The sequence below is a fragment of the Pseudomonas sp. Ps21-P2 genome (genome assembly GCF_039672565.1).
GTDB lineage: Bacteria > Pseudomonadota > Gammaproteobacteria > Pseudomonadales > Pseudomonadaceae > Aquipseudomonas.
Map to the genome: position 1 here is coordinate 635697 of NZ_JBDFPL010000002.1, position 22752 is coordinate 658448.

At 58.6% G+C, this 22752-nt stretch carries 22 protein-coding genes, 2 tRNA genes and 1 pseudogene; 17 read left to right on the plus strand and 8 right to left on the minus strand.

Annotation, left to right across the window (positions count from 1 at the left end):
• Positions 1–104 precede the first annotated feature (104 nt).
• The 5 genes from hisA to ABEH28_RS06640 form a co-directional block, all read right to left on the minus strand.
• Positions 105–842, minus strand: coding sequence for a 1-(5-phosphoribosyl)-5-[(5-phosphoribosylamino)methylideneamino]imidazole-4-carboxamide isomerase (gene hisA, locus ABEH28_RS06620; RefSeq protein WP_282365563.1), 738 nt, complete (start codon positions 840–842; stop codon positions 105–107).
• 92 nt (positions 843–934) lie between these two features.
• Complete coding sequence (locus ABEH28_RS06625) at positions 935–1195, minus strand: DUF2164 domain-containing protein (RefSeq protein WP_037016295.1); 261 nt, start codon at positions 1193–1195, stop codon at positions 935–937.
• Positions 1195–1833, minus strand: coding sequence for an imidazole glycerol phosphate synthase subunit HisH (gene hisH, locus ABEH28_RS06630; protein WP_122534019.1), 639 nt, complete (start codon positions 1831–1833; stop codon positions 1195–1197). The genes ABEH28_RS06625 and hisH overlap by 1 nt, the downstream gene beginning before the upstream one ends.
• Positions 1833–2426, minus strand: coding sequence for an imidazoleglycerol-phosphate dehydratase HisB (hisB, locus tag ABEH28_RS06635; RefSeq protein WP_065987388.1), 594 nt, complete (start codon positions 2424–2426; stop codon positions 1833–1835). The genes hisH and hisB overlap by 1 nt, the downstream gene beginning before the upstream one ends.
• Before the next feature lie 292 nt (positions 2427–2718).
• Positions 2719–4380: an OFA family MFS transporter gene (locus ABEH28_RS06640; protein WP_346629451.1), complete on the minus strand. Its 1662-nt coding sequence runs from the start codon at positions 4378–4380 to the stop codon at positions 2719–2721.
• Positions 4381–4710: 330 nt separating this feature from the next.
• Between ABEH28_RS06640 and ABEH28_RS06645 the strand changes: the two genes are divergently transcribed.
• The 4 genes from ABEH28_RS06645 to ABEH28_RS06660 all read left to right on the plus strand — a co-directional run bounded on the left by ABEH28_RS06645 (position 4711) and on the right by ABEH28_RS06660 (position 8589).
• The gene (locus ABEH28_RS06645; RefSeq protein ID WP_346629452.1) at positions 4711–6939 is read left to right on the plus strand and encodes an AsmA family protein; all 2229 of its coding nucleotides are present in this window, start codon (positions 4711–4713) and stop codon (positions 6937–6939) included.
• Positions 6940–7074: 135 nt separating this feature from the next.
• Positions 7075–8142, plus strand: coding sequence for an A/G-specific adenine glycosylase (mutY, locus tag ABEH28_RS06650; RefSeq protein ID WP_346628013.1), 1068 nt, complete (start codon positions 7075–7077; stop codon positions 8140–8142).
• Positions 8139–8411 carry an oxidative damage protection protein gene (locus ABEH28_RS06655; RefSeq protein WP_192130801.1) on the plus strand — a complete coding sequence of 91 codons (273 nt, stop codon included), beginning with the start codon at positions 8139–8141 and terminating at the stop codon, positions 8409–8411. The genes mutY and ABEH28_RS06655 overlap by 4 nt, the downstream gene beginning before the upstream one ends.
• Positions 8412–8513: 102 nt before the next feature.
• Positions 8514–8589, plus strand: a tRNA-Phe gene (locus ABEH28_RS06660).
• Positions 8590–8830: 241 nt separating this feature from the next.
• Here the strand turns inward: ABEH28_RS06660 and ABEH28_RS06665 are convergent.
• Complete coding sequence (locus ABEH28_RS06665; protein ID WP_346629453.1) at positions 8831–9250, minus strand: glycine zipper domain-containing protein; 420 nt, start codon at positions 9248–9250, stop codon at positions 8831–8833.
• 329 nt (positions 9251–9579) lie between these two features.
• On the opposite strand from ABEH28_RS06665, the gene ABEH28_RS06670 reads away from it, so the two are divergent.
• The 5 genes from ABEH28_RS06670 (at position 9580) to ABEH28_RS06690 (ending at position 12669) form a co-directional block, all read left to right on the plus strand.
• Positions 9580–10272, plus strand: coding sequence for a MerR family transcriptional regulator (locus ABEH28_RS06670; protein ID WP_205485148.1), 693 nt, complete (start codon positions 9580–9582; stop codon positions 10270–10272).
• Positions 10269–10676, plus strand: a complete 408-nt coding sequence (locus ABEH28_RS06675; RefSeq protein ID WP_192171299.1) for a hypothetical protein — start codon at positions 10269–10271, stop codon at positions 10674–10676. Before ABEH28_RS06670 ends, ABEH28_RS06675 begins: the two co-directional genes overlap by 4 nt.
• Positions 10677–10817: 141 nt before the next feature.
• Positions 10818–11477 (plus strand): hypothetical protein, encoded by a 660-nt coding sequence (locus tag ABEH28_RS06680; RefSeq protein WP_346629454.1) that lies wholly within the window; start codon positions 10818–10820, stop codon positions 11475–11477.
• 64 nt (positions 11478–11541) lie between these two features.
• Positions 11542–12036: a hypothetical protein gene (locus ABEH28_RS06685; protein WP_346629455.1), complete on the plus strand. Its 495-nt coding sequence runs from the start codon at positions 11542–11544 to the stop codon at positions 12034–12036.
• 90 nt (positions 12037–12126) lie between these two features.
• Positions 12127–12669, plus strand: a complete 543-nt coding sequence (locus ABEH28_RS06690) for a cytochrome b/b6 domain-containing protein (RefSeq protein WP_346629456.1) — start codon at positions 12127–12129, stop codon at positions 12667–12669.
• A gap of 107 nt (positions 12670–12776) precedes the next feature.
• Here ABEH28_RS06690 and gabP read toward each other — a convergent pair whose 3' ends face one another.
• Positions 12777–14168: a GABA permease gene (gene gabP, locus ABEH28_RS06695; protein ID WP_282365668.1), complete on the minus strand. Its 1392-nt coding sequence runs from the start codon at positions 14166–14168 to the stop codon at positions 12777–12779.
• Positions 14169–14664: 496 nt separating this feature from the next.
• Here gabP and ABEH28_RS06700 point away from each other — a divergent pair, with 496 nt between their 5' ends.
• The 8 genes from ABEH28_RS06700 (at position 14665) to ABEH28_RS06735 (ending at position 20364) form a co-directional block, all read left to right on the plus strand.
• A complete protein-coding gene (locus ABEH28_RS06700) occupies positions 14665–15438 on the plus strand; it encodes an ABC transporter ATP-binding protein (RefSeq protein WP_192171304.1) in 774 nt (257 codons plus the stop codon).
• Positions 15439–15451: 13 nt separating this feature from the next.
• On the plus strand, positions 15452–16216 hold the full coding sequence (locus ABEH28_RS06705; protein ID WP_346629457.1) for an ABC transporter substrate-binding protein: 765 nt from the start codon (positions 15452–15454) through the stop codon (positions 16214–16216).
• 67 nt (positions 16217–16283) lie between these two features.
• Positions 16284–16979 carry an ABC transporter permease gene (locus ABEH28_RS06710; protein WP_346629458.1) on the plus strand — a complete coding sequence of 232 codons (696 nt, stop codon included), beginning with the start codon at positions 16284–16286 and terminating at the stop codon, positions 16977–16979.
• Positions 16976–17665 carry an ABC transporter permease gene (locus ABEH28_RS06715; protein ID WP_346628021.1) on the plus strand — a complete coding sequence of 230 codons (690 nt, stop codon included), beginning with the start codon at positions 16976–16978 and terminating at the stop codon, positions 17663–17665. Before ABEH28_RS06710 ends, ABEH28_RS06715 begins: the two co-directional genes overlap by 4 nt.
• Before the next feature lie 195 nt (positions 17666–17860).
• Positions 17861–19066: a methyltransferase gene (locus ABEH28_RS06720; RefSeq protein WP_346629459.1), complete on the plus strand. Its 1206-nt coding sequence runs from the start codon at positions 17861–17863 to the stop codon at positions 19064–19066.
• 295 nt (positions 19067–19361) lie between these two features.
• A tRNA-Thr gene (locus ABEH28_RS06725) sits at positions 19362–19437 on the plus strand.
• Between the two features lie 348 nt (positions 19438–19785).
• On the plus strand, positions 19786–19965 hold the full coding sequence (locus tag ABEH28_RS06730) for a hypothetical protein (RefSeq protein ID WP_346629460.1): 180 nt from the start codon (positions 19786–19788) through the stop codon (positions 19963–19965).
• A 57-nt stretch (positions 19966–20022) separates the two neighbouring features.
• Positions 20023–20364, plus strand: coding sequence for a hypothetical protein (locus ABEH28_RS06735; RefSeq protein ID WP_346629461.1), 342 nt, complete (start codon positions 20023–20025; stop codon positions 20362–20364).
• Positions 20365–21870: 1506 nt separating this feature from the next.
• On the opposite strand, the pseudogene ABEH28_RS06740 reads toward ABEH28_RS06735, so the two are convergent.
• Positions 21871–22149 (minus strand): annotated as a pseudogene (locus tag ABEH28_RS06740) (DUF4113 domain-containing protein); the annotation flags it as partial.
• Positions 22150–22752 lie beyond the last annotated feature (603 nt).

The window sequence follows — 22752 nt, forward strand, 5'->3', positions numbered from 1 at the left end:
CCCTGTAGGAGTGAGCTTGCTCGCGATGCGCCGGGTCAGTCAGCAAACATACGTCTGACACACTGCTATCGCGAGCAAGCTCACTCCTACACGGGGCGTGGCAGTCAGCCTTTGTACGAATCACAAAACGCCTGTGCTTCAGCCACATCCAGCGTGCCTTCATAGATCGCACGGCCGGTGATTGCGCCGATGATGCCCGGTGCTTTTGCGTCGAGCAGCGCTTTGATGTCGCCCAGGTTGTGGATGCCGCCCGAGGCGATTACCGGAATGCGGGTCGCAGCGGCCAGCGCGGCGGTGAACGGGACGTTGCAGCCCTGCATCATGCCGTCTTTGGCGATGTCGGTATAAACGATGGCCGAGACGCCGTCGGCTTCGAAGCGCTTGGCCAAATCGATCACCTGCACCGTGCTGACTTCTGCCCAGCCGTCGGTGGCGACAAAGCCGTCTTTGGCGTCCAGGCCCACGATCACTTTGCCCGGGAACGCGCGGCAGGCTTCGGCGACGAAGTCAGGATCCTTGACCGCCTTGGTGCCGATGATCACGTAACTCACGCCGGCTTTGACGTAGTGCTCGATGGTGTCCAGCGAGCGGATACCGCCGCCGATCTGGATCGGCAGATTCGGGTAACGACGCGCAATCGCCGTCACGACCTCGCCATTGACTGGTTGGCCTTCGAACGCACCGTTCAGGTCCACCAGGTGCAAGCGACGGCAACCGCCTTCAACCCACTTGGCAGCCATGCTCACCGGATCATCGGAGAACACCGTGGAATCCTCCATCCGGCCCTGGCGCAGACGTACACAGGCGCCATCTTTAAGGTCGATCGCGGGAATAATGAGCATTCTTTTTCCTTCGTCAAAAGAGCTGCGAGCCGCGAGCTATAAGCTGCAAGTCTGCGCATCTAACCATTCTTGCAGCTTGAAACTTGCCGCTTCTAGCTGCTTTTCTCCAACGCCCACAGGTCGCTTTCGATGCTTTCGAAACGCTCCTTGAGGTGCGTCTGAACATCGAAGATCGCCCGGTTGTAGTAATGCGGTGCGATCTCGCGGGTGAACAATTCCAGAATTTCAGCCGCTTCGAACGAACCCAGGTCTAGTTCGAAACGGTCTTCCATGAACCGCTTGATCGTGTGGCACGCCTCGCTCTCCTGTTCGGGAGTGAGGGTCAGAATCGGCGGTTTGGTCTTCTTGCTCATTACCGGCGGCCGTCCCACGCCGCGAAGTTCTGCAGCAACTGCAGGCCATGGGTATGGCTCTTCTCGGGATGGAATTGCACGGCGAAGCGCGAGCCATCGGCCAATGCAGCGGCGAAGTCGTGACCGTAATGGCCACGACCAACGATCTGCTGGGGGTTCGGCGATTCGATGTAGTAGCTGTGCACGAAGTAGAACCGCGCCATGTCCGGAATGTTGGCCCACAGCGGGTGATCCACGGCCTGCGCCACTTCATTCCAGCCCATGTGCGGGACTTTCAGATGCTGGCCGTCTTCGTGGAGGTCCTTGCCGAAGAAACGGACCTGACCGGGGAAAGTGCCGATGCAGTCAACGCCGCCGCTCTCTTCGCTGCGCTCCATCAGCGCCTGCATGCCGACGCAGATCCCGAGAAACGGACGGTCCTGGCTGACTTCACGCACCAGAGCATCGAAGCCCAGGCGACGAATTTCCGCCATGCAGTCGCGAATCGCACCAACACCGGGAAACACGACACGATCAGCTTCACGAATGACGTCGGCATCGCTGGTGATCAGCACGCGACCGGCGCCGACGTGCTCCAGCGCCTTGGCCACCGAGTGCAGATTGCCCATGCCATAGTCGATAACGGCAACGGTCTGCATTACAGCACGCCTTTGGTCGACGGCATCTGGCCAGCCATGCGGTCGTCAAGCTCCACCGCCATGCGCAACGCACGGCCGAACGCCTTGAAGACGGTTTCGATCTGGTGGTGGGTGTTGTGGCCGCGTAGGTTGTCGATGTGCAGCGTGACGTTGGCGTGGTTGACGAAGCCCTGGAAGAACTCCTGGAACAGGTCTACATCGAAGCCGCCAACGGTGGCGCGGGTGTACGGCACGTGCATTTGCAGGCCAGGCCGACCGGAGAAGTCGATGACCACGCGCGACAGCGCTTCATCCAGGGGGACGTAGGCGTGGCCGTAGCGACGGATGCCTTTTTTGTCGCCGATGGCTTTGCTGAACGCCTGACCCAGCGTGATGCCGACATCTTCCACGGTGTGGTGATCGTCGATATGCAGGTCGCCTTTGCATTCGATGTCCAGATCGATCAGCCCGTGACGGGCAATCTGGTCGAGCATGTGTTCAAGAAAAGGAACGCCGATATCGAATCGGGACTTTCCTGTGCCATCCAGGTTGATCGAGGCTTTGATCTGGGTTTCCAGAGTGTCGCGCTCGACGAACACCATACGTTCGGCCATCACCAGCTCCGCAAAATCATTGGGCGAAAAGGCGGCCATTATAGGCGTGTGGCAGGGAAACAGAAACATGAAGCGAGCAATGCCGGACCGAGGGAAATGCGGGCCGCATGGGATAGACATGTGTGTACAAGCGAAGACATTTCGGAAAAAAAGTGGGAGCGAGGTTGCTCGCGACGAGGTCCTTACATTCGACATATCTGTCGACTGTCTGACCGCCTTCGCGACCAAGCTCGCTCCCACCCTCACACCAACGGGTTCAGCCTGAAATCTTCAGACCGATCCCGCCATGGTTTTAGTGAAACAGCACCGCAGTTTTCTGCAGAGTGATCCACACGCCCCACGCCAACGGAATGCCCACTGCCAGCCAGGCCAGAATCGCCAACGGCTTGGTGCTCGGGTCCGCTTTCCATTCCAGCGAAGTGCTGTGGTCAGCGCCGGCATCGTGACCGATGGCTTGCTCAGCCTTCAATTGCTCGTCGGTCATGAAGTATTTGTCGGCCACAGGACGCACCAGCAGGTTGCAGATAAAGCCCAGCACCAGCAGACCCGCGAGGATGTACAAGGTGATGTCGTAAGCATCGGCCCGTGCAACGCCGTGGCTCAACTGATACTCACGCAGGTAGTTCACCAGCACAGGGCCGAGCACGCCAGCGGCCGCCCATGCGGTCAGCAGACGACCGTGGATCGCACCGACCATTTGCGTACCGAACAGGTCAGCCAGATAAGCCGGAACGGTCGCGAAACCGCCGCCGTACATCGACAGCACGACGCAGAACGCCGCCACGAACAGCGCAACGCTGCCCAGGTGACCCAGGGTCGGCACCGACGCGTAGAGCAAAAAGCCCAGCGCGAAGAACACGAAGTAGGTGGCTTTACGGCCGATGTAGTCCGAGAACGAAGCCCAGAAGAAACGACCGCCGATGTTGAACAGGCTCAGCAGACCGGTGAAGCCGGCCGCGATCGCCGCGATGGCCGCCAGTTGCGAGGCATCCAGTTGGCCGAACGGCTGATCGGTGCCTAGCAGCTTGCCGCCGAACACTTCCTGCAGCAGGGGCGAAGCCATGCCGAGGATGCCGATGCCTGCCGAAACGTTCAGGCACAGCACCAGCCAAACCAGACGGAACTGAGGCGTTTTCCACGCAACACTGACGTGCACATGGCGGTTGGTGATCATCGCGCTGTTGGCTTTCTTCGCCGGAGCGGTCCAGCCTTCAGGTTTCCAGCCGGTCGGCGGAACGCGATAGGACAGTGCGCCGCCGATCATGAAGATGAAGTAAATCACCGCCATGACCACGAAGCTCTGCCAGACGCCAACGCTGTCAGGCGTAGCGAAGTGGCTCATCAGTGCGGTTGCCAACGGAGCGCCAACCATCGCGCCACCGCCGAAACCCATGATCGCCATGCCGGTCGCCATGCCGCGCTTGTCCGGGAACCACTTGATCAGTGTCGAGACCGGCGAGATATAACCCAGGCCCAGACCGATACCGCCGATCACGCCCGAGCCGATCCACATCAGCCAGATCTGGTGCGTATAAACGCCCAGGGCCGAGATCAGCAGACCACCACACCAGCACAGTGCCGAGACGACACCGGCCTTGCGCGGGCCTGCGTGTTCCAGCCAGCCGCCCCAGATGGCTGCGGAGCAACCCAGGAAAATGAAGAACAGGGTGTAGATCCAGCCGAGCATGGAAATCGGCCAATCACAGCTGGACGAAATGACTTGCTCGAAGAAACCCATGTCAGCCGGGCAGGCAACAGCGGTCTTGATGCCGATTGCCTTGGACAGCGGCAGCCAGAACACCGAGAAGCCGTAGGCCATGCCGATACACAGGTGGATTGCCAATGCAGCTGGCGGAACCAGCCAACGGTTGAAACCGCGTTTGGCGATAATGCGCTCTTTGGACAAGAACGCAGGCTGAGCGGCAGTACCGCCCAGAACAGTGCTCGTGGTCATTTGATTGTTGCCCCCAATTTATAGTTGTATCCCGCAAGAACAGCGACATAGTTCCGCCACCACTCTTAAAGCACGCAGGCCTCGGTGGTTTATCGGCAGGACATCTCTTTACGTGACAATTCGACGCAGCAAGGCTGGCGAATGGCGCGAGATTACCATTTGCAGCGTAAAAGAAAGCAATCTGCTACTACCTTTTTCGCGCCGTTTGTCACCGTTCTGGGCGCTGCCAATTCGAACGACGGCGTCGGTGGCGATCCAAAACCCGGTGCTTGCCTGAGAACGCTATACTCGCGGGCTAAATTTTGAACGACTCGACACAAGGACTCGCCCATGAAAGCGTTCGGCAAAATCCTGGGGCTCACCCTTCTCGGGCTGTTGCTGATCATCGTGGCTCTCGGCTTTGCCTTGACCCACTTTTTTGATCCCAACGACTACAAAGACGAGATTCGAAAACTGGTTCGCGATCGCGCTCACGTCGAGCTGACGCTCAATGGCGATATTGGCTGGAGCCTGTTTCCGTGGTTGGGCCTGGAGCTGCACGACGCCAGCGTCGCCACCTTGAGCGAGCCGACCAAACCTTTCGCCGACTTGCAGATGCTCGGGCTGTCCGTGCGTGTGCTGCCGCTGCTGCGCAAGGAAGTGCAGATGAGCGACGTGCGCGTCGAGGGCCTGAACCTGACGCTGACCCGCGACGAAAACGGCCACGGCAACTGGGAAGACATCGGCAAAGTGCCTGCCACCGCGGGCAATCCAGCCCAGCCCCCCGCCACGCCGGATGCGCCAGCTGATACCGCGTCGGCCAAGCCCGACAAGCAGTGGCAGCCGCTCAAGCTGGACATCGACAGCCTGACCGTGAACAACGCGCGGATCGATTTCAACGATATTCCCAAGGCCCGGCAATTCAGCGCCGAGAGCATCCAGTTGAGCACGGGGCCGATCCACAACGCGACTGACATCCCGCTGAAACTCACCGCATTCCTCAGCACCAACCAACCCGTCGTGCGCACCAAAACCGAACTGACCGGCAAGCTGCGTTTTGATCGCGTGCTCAAGCGTTACCAGTTCGACGACATGCGTTTCTCGGGTGATGTGACAGGCGATCCGCTGCAGGGCAAGACGCTGACGTTCTCGGCCCAGGGCCAGTTGCTGGCAGACATGTCCGCCAACGTCGCGGAATGGACCAATCTGAAGCTGTCCGCCAATCAACTGCGCGCCCTTGGCGAGCTGCACGTTCGTGACCTGGACAAGACGCCGCAGCTCACAGGCGGCATTTCGATTGCCCAGTTCAACCTGCGCGACTTCCTCGACAACATCGGCCAGCCTGCGCCAGCCCTTGGTGACGGCAGCCTGAACAAACTGGAACTGGTCACCCGCATCGCGGCAACGCCCAACAGCGTCTCGCTGGATGACCTCACGGTTAAACTCGACGACAGCACCATCACCGGCCATGTCGCTGTGGAAGACTTCGCCAAACAGTCCCTGCGCCTTCAACTCAAAGCCGATACGTTCAACGCCGACCGCTACCGTGTGCCAGAGGGTGAACAGGCGAAGAGCGCCGGCGCCGCGCGCAGAGCAGAAGTTCAAGGTGCCGAGGCCGAAGCCATGGTGGCCTCGGGCACTTCGCCGCTGCCAAACCAGCCGACCCAAGGTGCCTGGAGCGACGCGAAGCTGCTGCCCCTCGAGCGCCTGCGCAAACTGGATGTCGACGCCGACCTGAGCTTCGGCAAGCTGACCCTGGAGAAACTGCCGATCCAGAATGCGGCGCTGAAGACTTCGGCGCTCGATGGCGTGATCACGGTCGACAGCCTGCGCGGCGATTTGTACAACGGCAATTTCGAGGTCAAAGGCAATCTCGACGCGCGTCCCGAAGTGCCCTTGGCCAGCGTGCAGACGCATATCGCCAAGGTGCCGGTGGAGCACTTCATTCAGAGCCAGGGCACCACGCCGCCTCTGCGCGGCCTGCTCAACCTCACCAGCGATGTGACCGCCAAAGGCAATAGCGAGAAGGCGCTGGTCGAGAGCCTTAACGGCACCGCCAGTTTTGCGCTGAACGACGGCGTACTGGTCAACGCTAACCTCGAGCAGCAGCTGTGCCGTGGCATTTCGACGCTTAATCGCAAGAGCTTGAGTGGCGAACCGCGCGGCAAGGACACGCCGTTCCAGCAGTTGAATGGCAATCTGGTGTTCCGCAACGGCGTGGCTAGCAACCCGGACCTGAAAGTCCGCACACCGGGCTTGACCGTCAACGGCGATGGCGACATCGACTTGCGTGTTATGGGCATGAATTACCGCGTCGGCGTGATCATCGAAGGCGACAAGAGCGACATGCCGGACCCGGCCTGCGAAGTGAACCCGCGTTTTGTCGGCATCGAATGGCCGGTGCTCTGCCGTGGCCCGCTCGAAATGGGCGCCAAGGCCTGTCGTCTGGATAACGACGGCCTGGGCAAGGTCGCCGCGAAACTGGCAGGCGACCGGATTGGCGACAAGATCGATGAAAAGCTGGGGGACAAGGTCAGTCCCGAGCTCAAGGATGCGATCAAGGGATTGTTCAAGCGTTAACCCTGACTAACACGCGCCGCGCCGTTCAGTTGTGGGAGTGAGCTCACTCCCACAATTCATTTTGGCTGACCTCCAAAGCGCGGCGTCTGGCGACGTATATAGCAACCCAACATCTTTTGATCACCGGAAGCCTTGATGCAACCCGAGCAGTTTTCCTCCGCCGTTCTCGACTGGTACGACCGCCACGGCCGTCACGATCTTCCCTGGCAACACGACATCACCCCGTACCGCGTGTGGGTGTCGGAAATCATGCTGCAGCAAACCCAGGTCAGCACGGTGCTTGGCTATTTCGACACATTCATGGAAGCGCTGCCCACGGTGCACGCTCTGGCCGAAGCGCCGGAAGATGAGGTCCTGCATCTGTGGACCGGGCTGGGTTACTACACCCGCGCGCGCAACCTGCAGAAAGCCGCGAAAATCGTGGTGGCCGAGCACGGCGGTGAATTCCCCCGCGACGTGGAAAAGCTCGTCGAGCTGCCCGGTATCGGCCTCTCGACGGCAGGCGCGATTGCCAGTATCAGCATGGGCCTGCGCGCGCCGATCCTCGATGGCAACGTCAAGCGCGTACTCGCCCGCTTCACCGCCCAGGAAGGCTATCCCGGCGAGCCCAAGGTGGCGAAGCAGATGTGGGCCACGGCCGAGCGCTACACGCCGCACAGCCGGGTCAATCACTACACCCAGGCGATGATGGACCTGGGCGCCACGCTCTGCACCCGGACCAAACCCAGCTGCCTGCTCTGCCCCCTTGAGCGCGGTTGCGAGGCGCACATGCTCGGCCAGGAAACCCGCTATCCAATACCGAAACCGCGTAAGGTCGTGCCGCAAAAACGCACCTTGATGCCCATCTTCGCCAACCAGGAAGGCGCGATTCTGCTTTATCGCCGCCCTTCGACAGGGCTGTGGGGCGGACTATGGAGCCTGCCGGAACTGGACGACTTCAACGACATGCAGCATCTGGCCAATCAGCACGCCCTTGAGCTGGGCGAGCATCAAGCCTTGCCGGGCCTGATCCACACGTTCAGCCACTTTCAGCTGAGCATCGAACCCTGGCTGGTCCGGGTCCGTGAGTCCGCCCATCACGTGGCCGAGGACGACTGGCTCTGGTATAACCTCGCCACCCCGCCGCGCCTGGGCCTTGCCGCCCCGGTGAAGAAACTGCTGAAACACGCAGCCGACGTATTGAATGCAGGAGAGTCCTCATGACCCGCACCGTGATGTGCCGCAAATACAAAGAAGAATTGCCTGGCCTGGACCGTCCGCCGTATCCGGGCGCCAAAGGTGAAGACATCTATAACCATGTCTCGCAGAAAGCCTGGGGCGACTGGCAGAAACACCAGACCCTGCTGATCAACGAGCGCCGCCTGAACATGATGAACGCCGAAGATCGCAAATTCCTGCAGACCGAGATGGACAAATATCTGTCCGGCGAGGAATACGCCAAGGCCGACGGCTACGTTCCCCCTGCCGAATAAGCCTTTGCAGACAGTGGTCGTCGTAAGCGGAGGAAATAATTCAGATTTTTTTTGACACCATGCTTGACGACCTCCTGAAAAACACGTTTAATGCGCCCCGTTGCCCAGATAGCTCAGTCGGTAGAGCAGGGGATTGAAAATCCCCGTGTCGGCGGTTCGATTCCGTCTCTGGGCACCACCTTCCGTTTTCAGGTGATGCCAAGCACACCTGAAAACACACAAGAAGCCCGCCTCGTGCGGGCTTTTTGCTTTTCACTGTTCCCCACCGTTTCCATGTAATCCCGGATAGATGTGAATGGATTCGTGAGCTCAGAGCCGGATCTGCGTGAAGACGCCCAGGTGCTGGCCGACGTCTCCGACAATCGCGCTGTGTCGTCGCTCAAATCGCGCGATTGGAGGTATGGGAGCAGATCGCCGGACTATCGATCATGCTTGTTTTTCTTGTGCCCATGTCGCTTGCCGTGAGATCGATTGTCGCCGCCGTCATCTGCCAAGTTGCTACCCACTGCGCCTCCGGCAGCGCCGCCCAAGCCGGCACCTATGGTTGACCCTGTTGAGCCACCCAACTGGTTACCAATGACAGACCCACCCGCTGATCCCAGCCCGCCGCCGATAGCCGCTTCGGTCTTGCTTCCTCTTTTGGCGCCTAGAGCCCCGCCAGCGGCCCCGCCGACACCAGCACCAACCGCCGCGCCGGTGCTTCCACCCATTTGCTGTCCAATGACATTCCCAAGCGCACCGCCTATGCCTCCGCCCACTGCGGATGTTCCATCCCCAGCCGCCAGCGCGCATTGAGCGCCAAGCATTCCTAAAAGTAGTACCGGTAGAGTTATTCGCATGAATTCAATCTCAAGTGGGTGAAGTAGCCTCTCGGAGAAGCATCGAGCAGGACTAAAACGACGGTGCTGGACTGGGCAAGGGGGATTCAACTCAGAGTATGTCCAGCCGGATGCTCATACCCACACATCGGCTGCCGTGGATAAATCTTGATAGGGTAGAACTGCTGGCGGGTGGCAGGCGCCGGGATGGACAGCCACAAGGAATTCCTATTCGCCACGCACCGGCTTTTTACAATTTTCCCCTAAGCCCTCGCCCAAGATCAGTTGAACGAGACCCTGATCAACCTCAGAATGCACTTCTTGAGCAACCACGGACACGGGAGGTGTGCATGAAGACTATCGAAACGTCGAGCCGCCTCATTGGAGTCGGCGTATACACGCCATCAGAAGCAGCCCTCTACACGGGCATTCCCGCCAAGGATATTCGCAGATGGCTCTTCGGCTATAAAGCGGATGGCGTGGAGCATTCCGGTCTGTGGCTACCTGAGCTGGGCGTCAACGATGAGAAGCTGCTTGGCTTCCACGACCTGCTCGAGATCAGATTTGTCCATGCCTTCCGAAAGCACGGCGTAAGCCTTCAAGCTATTCGCGCAGCATCCAGACAGGCCAAGGAAATTTTTCACCAGCACTATCCGTTCACCTGCAGAAGATTCCAGACTGACGGCAGGAGCATATTCGCCACTGTGTTTGACGAGACTGGCGACGAGGCGATCCTGGATCTGGCGAAACGTCAGTACGCATTCAGGCAGGTAATCGCGCCTTCGCTGTATGAGGGCATTGACTATACGGGTGAGGGAAAGGCGCAGCGTTGGTATCCGGTCAAGCGCAGCAAGGCAATTGTGCTCGACCCCAACCGTAACTTTGGAAAACCGGTGCTCTCCTCCGCTGGTGTCGATACGGCGTCGATTTATCAGGCTTATCTGGCGGAAGGCCAGGACGCAAAACGTGTGTCTGTGATTTTCGAAATTCCCACCGCGGCAGTGGACGCTGCGGTGACCTATGAGCACAGGATTGCTGCTTGAATTTTCTGATCGATAACAATCTTCCACCGTCCATTGCCAGAGCCTTGCACGAGCTTTGCAGCGGCGAAGGCCATGTCGTCGTCTCGCTCAGGGACAGGTTCCCAGCGGACACAAGTGACATCCACTGGATTACCGACCTCACTGCCGAAGGCGGATGGGCCGTGGTGTCGCAAGACAAGTTCTCCAAGGGAAACGCCGAGCGGCAGGCCTTCAGAGAATGCGGACTACCGGTTTTCTGTCTCGCGAGGCAATGGGGTCAAACGACCTACTGGAGTAAGGCCGAAAATCTTGTCCGATGGTGGCCTGCCATCATCCGGCAGGCAGAACTGATATCCGGCGGTGCAGCATTCAAGGTGTCCTGGAAATTTTCAGCGCCGGGGAAGTTTGAGCAATTGAAAATGTAACCCCGCATCAGACCTACCCCTTGCGACTCCGTCTCCGGGCACCATAAATACCGAAAAACCCCTGCATCGAAATATTCAGGGGTTTTTTATTGGGCGTGATTTATTAACATTGCAGGCTTGAGCCGACTAGAGGACTTCGTGATGGCATCTGTCAGCAAGCAACAGAAACGAGCCAAGCGCGCCAAGACCAAAGCCAAAGAGCAGCGAGTCGCTCGTCAGCACCCGCAAACTCATGACCCGATCGTCCCGGATTACTTCATGCCTGATTTCTTCTCGGACGACGAAACATCGCTGCTCGACGACGATACCCTGCTCAAGAATTTCGTAGAGCCCGACATCCTCGAAACTATGGACGAGGAAGAGCGGGAGGCGATGGCGGCGGTGATCAGGGGCGAGGACATCGGGATGTCGATCACTGAGGACGAAATGCTGTTGACGGAGGTCTATCAGTCCCCTGCGCCAGAGCCGTCTCAGGAACAACGCCTCGCCCATTACGAAGTGCTCAAGCGTGCCGAGCAGCAAGGTTTCCTCGATTTACTCGATGCCTTCGCCAGAGGTCCGATAGCGGCCCACGCTTTCTACGACATCGACTTCGACAACTACCTCGACGTCCTGGTGAACACGCTGGGCGCCTACATGATGTGGGCCCACGGACTGGATGAGGCGACCGTCAGGGCGCGCATTCACGACGACGATTTCTATGAAGCCTTCCGCGCCGTTCTCGACGAGATCGAGATGGAATCCACAATGGAGATGCTGGGGATCGACCGCAACAAGTACGACGAACCGGCACAAGACTGAATACAATACGCGCCCGATGATCCTGGGCCATGCGAATGGCTGCACCGCACAAGGAACCGCCGTCATGGCCTCCCCCGACAAACAGCAAAAACGCGCCCAACGGGCAAAGGCCAAGGCCAAGCAGAACCGTTCCGGCAAGGCCCGGCCGAGCGTCATTCACCCGGTGCTCAATCATGCCTTCGTCAACGAGCCCTTTGATGACGTCGAGATCGACCTGAGCACGTTCGATTTCAAAGACATCGAAGAGAACGGCTTCGACCCGGCGGATTTCGACGACCTGTTCGAAGCGATGAAGCAGGCTGAATCGATAAGTTTGCTGGCGCTGTGCATAGTCTTCCTGCAATACCCGGTGCTTGAGCTGGTGATCGCTGAAGAAGATGAAGAGCCGGCGACCGACTTCATGATGGGCCTGCTGATCACCTACCGCGGGCTCTTCCATGAGGAAGACGAAGACTCGGCCGTTGAATGGATCGGCAGCGACGCCTTCCAGACCGCCTACAACGAAGCGTCGGTGATCCTGCAGAAAAAGAACGCGCAGGGTGCAGGCGGGCGCTCTTAAAACGTTTTTTGATTTACATGACCCCGGTCAAAACGGTAGCTTTGCGCCATTACGAGAATGCAACTCCTTCTCAACTAAAGGCTGGCCGTTTTGACACTCCCAATCACTCCTTCGCCTGAACCGGCTTCAGACGGAACGAGCCCTTACTCCCGAACCCGAATCTTCCTGCATTGGCTGTCTGCGGCCGTCATCCTGTGGGCGACCTTCAGCGGCTTCGGCGTGGCATTGCTGGATCAGAACGACCCTTTTCGGCAATGGGTCGAGTCGTTCAATCCGCAGTTGACCAGCCTGTTTATTCCGTTTTTCGTCTGGCGGTTGTGGCTGGCGATCAAAGCCCCTGCGCGGCACTCCGCCAAAAACGCTCAGGCGCGACTGGCGAGCGCTGCGCACAAGGCGATCTATGGGGCGGTGGCGGGCGTGCTGATTACCGGGGTTCTGATGATAAGCCACCCAGTCATGCTGCTGGCGCTGGTGCCGCTGCCGCAGCTCATCCACTCAAAGATTGCGCTGCTGGAGCTCCATCAGGTGCATCACGTTCTGTGTGCCGTCTTGGCAGGGTTGGTGGCGCTGCATCTGGCGGCGGTGGTGCTGCATCAGGTGCGGGGCAGATCGGTGCTGGGCAGGATGAGCTAAGACGCTGAACCTCCCACCGTGACCCAACCGTCGAGACAAAAAAAACCGCCATCATCCCTGATAGCGGCTTCTCAACAGCGGTCGGTCACAACCGACTCACTCCCCCATCAATTCAGCACAACCTTCCCTGCCTTCCCCGCCTTGCGACGGTTCGACACGATCAAACCGGCCGCCACGACCAGGATGCTCAGCAGCCCGGTGGCGATGATTTCCATGCGGTGGCCTTCCTGGAACAGCATGATGGTCAGTACGGCGACGATGAACACGATCACCGCCCAGGTCAGGCCCGGGAACAGCCACATGCGGAAGTCGATGGCCTGGCCTGCTGCTTCACGCTTGCGGCGCATACGCAGCTGGGAGACGGCGATGACCAGATACACCAGCAGCGCGATCGCGCCCGAGCTTGCCAGCAGGAAGTCGAACACCGCTGCGGGTGCGACGTAGTTGGCGAACACGGCGGCAAACGCGGCACCGGTCGACAGCAGCACTGCCCAGTAAGGCGTGCCGGCTTTGGTGGTACGCTGGGAAACAGCAGGCGCGTCGCCACGTTTGCCGAGGGAAAACAGCATGCGCGAAGCCGTGTACAGCGCCGAGTTCAGGCAACTGGTCACGGCGACCAGCACGACGATGTCGACAATCAGCTTGGCGTTCGGAATGCCCATCAGATCAAGCACGGTCTGGTACGAACCCACTTCAGCCAGACGGCTGTCGTTCCACGGCACCAGCGAGACGACGAGGAGGATCGAGAGCAGGTAGAACAGGCAGATCCGCCAGATCACCGAGTTGGTGGCCTTGGTGATTTGCTGACCGGGATTCTTCGATTCTGCCGCCGCGATGGTGACAATCTCGGTCCCCATGAACGAAAACATGGTGGTTAGCATCGCCGCCAGCACCGCACCCATGCCGTTAGGCAGGAAGCCCTGCGTGTCGTACAAGTGGCTCACGCCGCTGACCTGGCTGTTCGGCAGCAGACCAAACACCGCCGCAATGCCCAGCAGCACGAAGCCAATGATCGCGATGACCTTGATCAGCGCAAACCAGAACTCGAACTCCCCGTAGTTCTTCACGCTGAACAGGTTGGTCGCGGTCAGCAGCAGAGTGATCACCAGCGTGAACGCCCAGATCGCCACGTTCGGGAACCACGCGTGGAGAATCGTCGCGGCGGCGTTGGCTTCCAGCGGAATGACCAATACCCAGAACCACCAGTACAACCAGCCGATGGTGAAGCCGGCCCAGTGCCCGATCGCGCGGTCGGCGTAAGTCGAAAAAGAACCGGTGTCCGGCGAAGCGACGGCCATTTCCGCCAGCATGCGCATCACCAGCACCACCAGCGTACCTGCGGCGCCGTAGGCCAGAAGTACGGCCGGCCCGGCTTCGGCAATCGCGTGCCCGGAGCCGACGAAGAGGCCAGCGCCGATAACGCCAGCGATCGACAGCATGGTGATGTGCCGCGGTTTGAGCCCTTGTTCAAGGTTTGAAGCGTTGGGTGTGCTGCTCATGGAACCAACCTTAGAAGGATTTTTGTACGGATCAGGACGTGCGGCGGCTCTTCGTAAAGAGAACACAACAGCTCTGTTATTTATTTTTTACGCAAGAATTACGCCAGGATGTTTCAGATACGACGTCGCAGCGGGATACGGCCGTTGCAGACGATTTCCGCAAGTCCATGAATGCAATAGCAATTCGCCAGTCGTGTAGGAAACGTTACCGAGCGCAACAGGAGGGAGACGATTGGCCGCACCGAAAATACACATTTAAAACGAAATGGCACCAAATAAGCGCACAAGACCAGCCGCCGATCGCGCCCGTGGCCGAAACACCCTTCCCCACGGCGGTTAAAGCTGGCACCATCGCGCCCTTTTTGCGCAGAGGCATTCTGAGCCGGCGCCCATCAAGCTCATCTTCATAAGCCTTCGCGCAGTTCGACTGTCGCTACCGCCAAGTGGCGTCCAACTGGCCAACCCGATGAGCCCACCGAACACACGAGGACTGAACATGGCCGAGGCCACGCCCGCCCTGGAAATCCGCAATCTGCACAAGCGCTATGGCGAACTCGACGTGCTCAAGGGCATCTCGCTGAGTGCGCGCGATGGCGACGTGATCTCGATTCTGGGTTCCTCTGGCTCAGGCAAGTCGACGCTGCTGCGCTGCATCAATTTGCTGGAGAATCCCCATCAGGGGCAGATTCTCATTGCTGGCGAAGAGCTCAAGCTCAAAGCCACCCGCAAGGGTGAACTGATCGCCGCCGACAACCGTCAGATCAACCGCCTGCGCAGCGAGATCGGCTTCGTCTTTCAGAATTTCAATCTCTGGCCCCACATGACCGTCCTCGATAACATCACCGAGGCGCCGCGTCGCGTGCTGGGGCAGACCAAAGCCGAGGCCACTGAAGTTGCCGAAGCGCTGCTGGCCAAAGTGGGTATTGCCGACAAGCGTCATGCCTATCCGGCACAGTTGTCGGGCGGCCAGCAACAACGTGCCGCCATTGCACGCACGCTGGCGATGCAGCCCAAGGTCATTCTGTTCGATGAGCCCACGTCTGCCCTCGATCCCGAGATGGTGCAGGAAGTGCTTAGTGTTATTCGTGGCCTGGCCGAAGAAGGCCGGACCATGTTGATGGTGACCCACGAAATGAATTTCGCCCGGCAGGTGTCCAGCGAAGTGGTTTTCCTGCACCAAGGGCTGGTAGAAGAACAAGGTTCGCCAGACCAGGTCTTCGATGACCCACGGTCGGCGCGCTGCAAACAATTCATGTCCAGCAATCGCTAACGGAGCAACATCGATGCAGACCCTGAGAAACATTCTGTTGGCCGCTGCCGCCACCCTGGCCATGGCTTCGAGCGCCTTTGCTGCCGACACCCTGAAAATGGGCATCGAGGGCGCCTATCCGCCGTTCAACAACAAGGACGCCAGCGGTCAGGTCGTGGGCTTCGACGTGGAGATCGGCAACGCGCTGTGCGCGAAGATGAAAGTGACCTGTGAAACCGTCACCTCCGATTGGGACGGCATCATTCCCGCACTGAACGCGCAGAAGTTCGACTTCCTGATTTCTTCGATGTCGATCACTGAAGAACGCAAGCAGGCGGTCGATTTCACCATTCCGTACTACTCCAACAAGCTGCAATTTGTTGCGCCCAAAACTACCAACCTCAGTGGCGACCTGGCCGCGATCAAGGAGACGTTGACGGGCAAGACCATCGGTGCCCAACGCGCGACCCTGTCCGGCACGTGGCTGGAAGACAACTGGGGCGACGACGTGACCGTCAAGCTGTACGACTCCCAGGAAAACGCCTTTCTCGACCTGGCTTCGGGCCGCCTCGACGCACTGCTCGGCGACAAATACGCGAGCTACGAGTGGCTGAAAGGCAAGGAAGGCCAGAGCTTCGAGTTCAAGGGTGACGCGCTGCCGGTTGACGACAAGATCGGCATCGCGGTGCGTAAAGACGACCCGCTGCGCGACAAGCTCAACGAAGCGTTGAAAGAAATTATCGCCGACGGCACCTACAAGAAGATCAACGACAAGTATTTCCCGTTCAGCATCCTCTGACCTGCCTGACCATCGCCGCCGTTTGCTCGTGCAGACGGCGGCGTCTGTCCTCTAGACAAACAACGCCATGAACTTCGATCTCTATGGATTCGGCCCGGCCCTGGTCGCCGGCATGCTGATGACTCTCCAACTTGCGCTGTCGGCCCTCTGCCTGGGTCTTGTCCTCGGCCTGCTCGGGGCGCTGGCGAAGACTTCGCCGAATCGTGCCTTGCAGTGGCTGGGCGGCACCTATTCCACGCTGGTACGCGGCATCCCCGAATTGCTGTGGGTGTTGCTGATCTACTTCGGCACGGTCAGCTCGATGCGAGCGATCGGCAAGCTGTTCGATATTCCCAACCTGTCGCTGAGCGCTTTCGCGGCTGGCGTTATCGCGCTCGGTCTGTGCTTCGGCGCTTACGCCACCGAGGTGTTTCGCGGCGCCATGCTGTCGATCCCGAAAGGCCACCGCGAGGCGGGCCTGGCGCTGGGCATGTCGCGCTCGCGGATCTTCTTCAAACTGGTGATGCCGCAGATGTGGCGCATTGCACTGCCGGGGCTGGGCAATCTGTTCATGATCCTGATGAAGGACACCGCGCTGGTCTCGGTCATCGGGCTGGAGGAAGTCATGCGTCACGCGCAGATCGCCGTCACGTCCACCAAGCAGCCTTTCACCTTCTATATGGTCGCGGCGCTGATGTACCTGTGCATGACCGCGCTGTCGATGATCGGCCTGGCGTGGCTGGAAAAACGCGCGTCGGTGGGCTTTGCGAGGAGCGCGTCATGAGCTGGGAATTCGTCCTCAAATGGCTGCCGAAACTGCTGCACGGCGCCACCGTCACGCTGGAGCTGGTCGCCGTCGCGGTGATTGCCGGCCTCATCCTTGCCATTCCGCTGGGCATCGCCCGCGCTTCGCGTAACGCCTACGTGCGGGCGCTGCCCTACACCTACATCTTCTTTTTCCGTGGCACGCCCCTGCTGGTGCAGCTGTTTTTGGTCTATTACGGCCTGGCGCAGTTCGACGTCGTCACCAAGGGGCCGCTGTGGCCTTACCTGCGCGACCCATTCTTCTGCGCGGCGCTGACCATGACGCTGCACACCACCGCCTACATCGCGGAGATCCTGCGCGGCGCCATTCAGGCCGTGCCGCCCGGCGAAATCGAAGCGGCTCGCGCACTGGGCATGTCCAAAGGCAAAGCGCTGCTGTACATCATCCTGCCCCGCGCCGCACGCATCGGCCTGCCCGCGTACAGCAACGAAGTCATTCTGATGCTCAAGGCCAGCGCGCTGGCAAGCACCGTGACCCTGCTCGACATCACCGGCATGGCCCGCACCATCAACGCGCGGACCTACATGCCGGAACAGACCTTCCTCATCGCCGGGTTGATCTATCTGGTGATGTCGTTCGTGCTGGTGCAAGGCTTCAAACTGCTGGAGCGGTATTTGCGGGTGGATGCCAGCCAAGGGCGGTGAGGATCGAGGCGCATCCTAGCGGAGATCCCCCGTCGTTCAGACGCCGGGGTTTCGCGCATTAAACACGGTCCATGTGGGAGTGAGCTTGCTCACGAAGGCGGCAGCTCAGCCGCCATAGATTTCCATGCCTGATGAGCGCCGCCCTGCCCCTGAATCACCGTATGCTGCACATCACCGCTCAACTGCCATAACCCAATGCCACTCACACCCGCCCAACTCCAATCCCAATTCACCGCGCTCGATGCCTTCCTCCTAGAGCATCAGGCCCTGTGGCGCCCGCGCCCCTTCACCCATCGCCACCTGCCGTGGGAAGCGCAGCACCCGGAGCTATCACGCTGGCTGCGACAACGTTCGCTCGAAGAGGCAGAAACTGCGCACAACCATCCCGAACAGCTCGATGCGCCGCAGCCCTTTGCTCAGTTGGCCTCGCTGTCGAAGGCGTTAAGCGAGATCGACGCGTTGCCCCCCGTTAGCCTGGAGCCTGTGCCATCGCGCATGAGCGTCGACGTGCCCGGCCGCAAATGGCAGCAAATCGAAGCCTTCGCCAGCAGCTTGAGCTTCCAGCGGCAGCCAACCCACTGGCTGGACTGGTGCTCGGGCAAAGGCCATCTAGGTCGGCGCCTCGCCCATGGTGGCCAAGCCCTGACCTGCCTGGAATACGACGCGCACCTGGTTGAAGCAGGACGGCAACTCAGCGACAAACTGGGCATCACCGCGGACCATCTGCATCAAGACGTCATGGCCAACGATGCCGGCTCGCGCCTGGAAGCCCATCACACGCCCGTCGCCCTCCACGCCTGCGGCGACCTTCATGTGCGCCTCATGCACCTAGCCAGCGACGCGCGCTGCCAACAACTGGCCATTGCGCCCTGCTGCTACAACCGCATCGAAGGCGAGCAATACGTGCCGATCTCCCAGCTGGGCAAAGCGTCCGCGCTTACGCTCTCCATCGATGACCTCGGCCTGCCCCTTAGCGAAACCGTCACCGCCGGAGCCCGCGTGCGCCGCCAACGCGACACCTCCATGGCCCGACGCCTCGGCTTCGACCTGCTGCAGCGAGAGCTGCGAGGCGTCGACGACTACCTACCAACGCCATCGCTGCCCAGCGCCTGGCTCGACAAACCCTTCGCCGACTACTGCCGCGACCTCGCCGAGCTCAAGCAACTGCCCTCCCCTGGCAGTCAGGACTGGACCGCCCTTGAAGCAGCGGGATGGGCGCGCCTGGCCGAAGTGCGCAACCTCGAATTGCTGCGCAACCTCTTCCGCCGACCGCTGGAAATGTGGCTCATCCTCGACCGCGCGCTTTATCTGACTGAGTGCGGGTACGACGTGCAGATCGGCACCTTCTGCGACAGCAAAGTCACTCCGCGGAATCTGCTCATTCTTGCAGAACGGCCTTGAGCATTTTTTGACGCCCGAACCTGTGGATAAGTCTGTTGATGAAATTTCAGCCAACGCCCGGAAATCCTGCGCTGGAGGGGATGTAACCATTTGTTCATTTTTTGGCCAGCATAAAATTGGCGCTAAAACAGTAGCTTGCGAACGATTGAGAATGGTTCCTGAATTCGACCGATCGTCGCCTTCGGCTTGTGCTGATTGTGAATAACGGTAATCACCTTCCGGCATAAGGGCCGCGAAAAAACTGAAATTAGGGCTTTACTCGCCAGATCAAATCCCTATAATCAGCGCCCACAACGCCGGTATAGCTCAGTTGGTAGAGCAACTGACTTGTAATCAGTAGGTCCCGGGTTCGACTCCTGGTGCCGGCACCAAACATCAAAGCCCCGCTATGCGGGGCTTTGTCGTTTTGGAGCGTCAATCTTGATGCCTCATTCCGAGGAACATCGTCCACAAAACCTCCACACGCAGTTATATCCCCTCAAGCCAGCCACGGACTGCTTTAGTACTTCGGGAGAAAGCGTAATGGATTCAGGCTGTCCACTGCCTCCCGGTAACAACTTTAACTTTGCCCCCTTCTCCCAATCTCCGTTATTAGCAAGCAGATAACTCACCCGGTCCGAATTGAGCAGGCGCGTTGTCCCGCCAGCGTCATGTACATAAAAAAACTTACTCATACAGCCCTCTCCTTTTTGGTTGGCTTGGTCTGTTGATGGGCTTTTATGCTTTACCATGGTGAAGGCACGAAGGTGGTGCTGTGCTTCGGCTATGGCCTGCCCAACAAGCCCTTTATCTCCGCGATCCTGCCCCACGGCATCAGCCTGCCCAACGTCCCGAAAGGGGACTCGATCTGGCAACACAGCGCGACCAGTCAGCAGAGGGTGGACGTGGAAGGCAGCTGATCGCGGCTGACGCACGCGAAGATCACCGACAGCTCGATGGATCGCGAGGTTAGCTCCTTGGAGAACAGCGAACAGTTCGGCAGCCATTCGCAGGCAGTGGCAGATCATTCGAGCGAGACGATCGGCGGTGTGAAGTCGGTCGCGGCCGTCGGCTCGATTCACCTGTTGTCAGGGGGCGGGATGAATTTCGCGTGCGTTGGGGACATGAACGTCGCGACCGCGCGGGACATGAACCTGGTGGTGGCTCAGAAGCTCAGCGCGACGCTGAGCGAGCTGCAAGAGCGCGTGCTCGGCGAGCGTCGGAGTGTGGCGATCAAGACGTGGGTGGGGCCTGAGAGTGTGAACGTGCTGCAGGTCCTTTGCGACACGCTGGACCTGGTTGAGCGCTTCACCGGCTAGATCGCGGCGCAGGTGCATGGGCCGAGTCCAGTGCCGACGACCGCAGCTGCTTTTCTTGCAGACTCAGCTCATGCACAAAAGCTTTCGTCATCACTCAAGCTAATTACTGGCTAATCAGGGCTTCCTTTCGGTTATCGCCTTGATGATTAACTCGATCGGCGTTGTTGGCGATGTGTCCGCCACTCCTCCCGTTTGAGAAGCTCTAAAAAGAGTTTCCAGTACCAACTTCATATCTCCATCAGCAGTCAGCTTGCCCTCATTTGAGAGCGCGAGATAGGTTTTAAGCATAGTTACCCTCTCCTCCGCATCATGAGCGAGATATACAGCTGTATTGTACTGACGAAGACTAAGCCTTACTAAAACGGAGAGTAGCGCAACGAGCAGAGCCGCACCTGTTAGATCCGCGATGCCACTAGCAACCGCCACCGCCTCAACAGTGATGGAAGGGTTGATCTTGTCTTTGGTCGGTGTATCTAGTTTTTCGGCCTGAGGCACTACCGCTTGATTCGAAGGCGTGCTCGCAACAACTTTGATGGCTTGCTGCAAATCACTGTGTCTCCATGCGGCAAGTGCAGAAACACCGCCCAGAGCATAATAGGCAGCCGGCGCAATGAAGGTGATTATCATAGACGCGACCACGGCGATTAACCATTTCCGTCTGGAACTTCCGTGTTTGTTGACCTTGTCATCCCAGTAAACTATCGAGGAGTTTAAGTCCACTTGCGCGTGGTAGGTGTCATAGGCCGCTTTCAAATCCGCCGTTGCCTCATTTCTTGCTGCCACTGCCTCATTTCTTGTCGCTGCAGCTTCCTGTCTCACGCCATCAAAAACTTTACGATATCGTCGCAGTCTTTTGCGCTGCACATGCTTCTGCCTGATATCAACCTGATTCTGCCTATTAGCGAGGTTTTTAGTGAGTGAATTAATCCTTGCACGCGAGCTTTCGACCTCTTTCATCGAAATTGTAGCCTTATCTTGAAAATTAGAAAATACTTCGGTGAACCGGTCAGAAGTATTATCCACTATGTAGTTGGCCGCACCTATAAATTGAAAATATAGGTACTGCGCCAAATTATAATCGTATGTCGTGTTCTTTTTCAGGGCGTCGGACTTGATGTGGCTGGAATTATCGTCATCTCGTGAGTCATGAGTCGCGATTAAAAGAACAAAAAAAGCGACTAAATCGCTATGCACAACCCGGGTGGATGCTACGAAACGACCTAATTCACCATCAGGCGCCACTAGATGTTTAACGCTAATCAGTTGATTGTTTCCAACCTCATCTCGAGCGCGGGTAATGCTCTCGAGCGCAGGGTCGATGTAGCGATGAAAATACTCTTGCGCTGCTTGTACTTTAAGAGCCCTCAACCAGCGCCACGATTCTTTGTAGTCAGAAAAATGGGAAACCAGATCGGACCTCTCTAGAGAGTAATCCGTGTCGTATGTGCTTACGAAGAAACTTTCACTATTACTCACGGCCATGTGCTGTATTTCCAAGACGTTTTCCAACGATCCTACAGACCAAAGTTGATCTAGGCGAGTGGTATAACTCTGGCTAATCATCTCCCGTCTCATCGCCCAGCTAGGCTCTATAGGAACGCTTGCTGCTCGCAACGTCCCGCGCCCCCACCGGCCATTTATCTCATCAAGTCCGTCCATTACTTTGTGCGCTGCGACCGGCTGTGCAGCCGCGAACAGGTCGTCAGTAAACTCCCCTGGCTGACGAAGATCCATCAGCAGGACCTCGGCCTTGCTGTATTTGAACCCCGGCCGGTACAAGCGATTGCCGGCCGATCGAGGACTTCACCTGGCATACGGTGAGCAAGGCAGTAGGCAACGTGCGAAATCACGGGCCTGAGCTGATCGAACCTGTACCTCAGAACGACGACGCCCAGTAAAACCGCACCTGGAATAAAAAACATCCGGAAAAATCACTTATCCCCCTCCCGCTGGCGGCGTTTGCTTAGGATTTTTGTGCAACAGAGTTCTGTGGTGAATCCATGGATGGGCCCAAGCCGGCTGTGGATACCGTGACGGTAATGGTAATTTCACCAAGTGCAAGGTTTTGTAAAGCGGTGCATTGATGACGCCGGATTCGCGAGGAAGGCGGACGATCTAAGGATTAAGTGGAAGCCTTGGTTTGAAAGGGGCGTAGCATAGAAAGCGCTTATTTTGTCCGTATTTTCGGTCGCTGAAACGCTCTTGCGGGAGGCGCTTACACAATCTCAGGCGCTCAGGGAACAGGGAGGAAAGCCCCACCGTCTCTGCAGCAAAGAGATCCACCTGATTTCAAACACTCTCTCAATGCTTGATTGATTCGAGCCTTGGTCAAACGGACGGAAAAGCACGAAAGTAGCTTATGCAGACTGGCCTTTTGACGCTACAGTG

Excerpts from the sequence above, each read along its gene's own strand:
- ABEH28_RS06720 (WP_346629459.1), top strand. The coding sequence starts at position 17,861 with ATGCCACTCACACCCGCCCAACTCCAATCCCAATTCACCGCGCTCGAT.
- ABEH28_RS06640 (WP_346629451.1), bottom strand. The coding sequence starts at position 4,380 with ATGACCACGAGCACTGTTCTGGGCGGTACTGCCGCTCAGCCTGCGTTC.
- ABEH28_RS06730 (WP_346629460.1), top strand. The coding sequence starts at position 19,786 with ATGCTTTACCATGGTGAAGGCACGAAGGTGGTGCTGTGCTTCGGCTAT.
- ABEH28_RS06670 (WP_205485148.1), top strand. The coding sequence starts at position 9,580 with ATGAAGACTATCGAAACGTCGAGCCGCCTCATTGGAGTCGGCGTATAC.
- ABEH28_RS06715 (WP_346628021.1), top strand. The coding sequence starts at position 16,976 with ATGAGCTGGGAATTCGTCCTCAAATGGCTGCCGAAACTGCTGCACGGC.
- hisB (WP_065987388.1), bottom strand. The coding sequence starts at position 2,426 with ATGGCCGAACGTATGGTGTTCGTCGAGCGCGACACTCTGGAAACCCAG.
- ABEH28_RS06685 (WP_346629455.1), top strand. The coding sequence starts at position 11,542 with ATGGCCTCCCCCGACAAACAGCAAAAACGCGCCCAACGGGCAAAGGCC.
- ABEH28_RS06665 (WP_346629453.1), bottom strand. The coding sequence starts at position 9,250 with ATGCGAATAACTCTACCGGTACTACTTTTAGGAATGCTTGGCGCTCAA.
- gabP (WP_282365668.1), bottom strand. The coding sequence starts at position 14,168 with ATGAGCAGCACACCCAACGCTTCAAACCTTGAACAAGGGCTCAAACCG.
- ABEH28_RS06645 (WP_346629452.1), top strand. The coding sequence starts at position 4,711 with ATGAAAGCGTTCGGCAAAATCCTGGGGCTCACCCTTCTCGGGCTGTTG.
- ABEH28_RS06625 (WP_037016295.1), bottom strand. The coding sequence starts at position 1,195 with ATGAGCAAGAAGACCAAACCGCCGATTCTGACCCTCACTCCCGAACAG.
- ABEH28_RS06680 (WP_346629454.1), top strand. The coding sequence starts at position 10,818 with ATGGCATCTGTCAGCAAGCAACAGAAACGAGCCAAGCGCGCCAAGACC.
- hisA (WP_282365563.1), bottom strand. The coding sequence starts at position 842 with ATGCTCATTATTCCCGCGATCGACCTTAAAGATGGCGCCTGTGTACGT.
- hisH (WP_122534019.1), bottom strand. The coding sequence starts at position 1,833 with ATGCAGACCGTTGCCGTTATCGACTATGGCATGGGCAATCTGCACTCG.
- ABEH28_RS06710 (WP_346629458.1), top strand. The coding sequence starts at position 16,284 with ATGAACTTCGATCTCTATGGATTCGGCCCGGCCCTGGTCGCCGGCATG.
- mutY (WP_346628013.1), top strand. The coding sequence starts at position 7,075 with ATGCAACCCGAGCAGTTTTCCTCCGCCGTTCTCGACTGGTACGACCGC.
- ABEH28_RS06700 (WP_192171304.1), top strand. The coding sequence starts at position 14,665 with ATGGCCGAGGCCACGCCCGCCCTGGAAATCCGCAATCTGCACAAGCGC.
- ABEH28_RS06655 (WP_192130801.1), top strand. The coding sequence starts at position 8,139 with ATGACCCGCACCGTGATGTGCCGCAAATACAAAGAAGAATTGCCTGGC.
- ABEH28_RS06705 (WP_346629457.1), top strand. The coding sequence starts at position 15,452 with ATGCAGACCCTGAGAAACATTCTGTTGGCCGCTGCCGCCACCCTGGCC.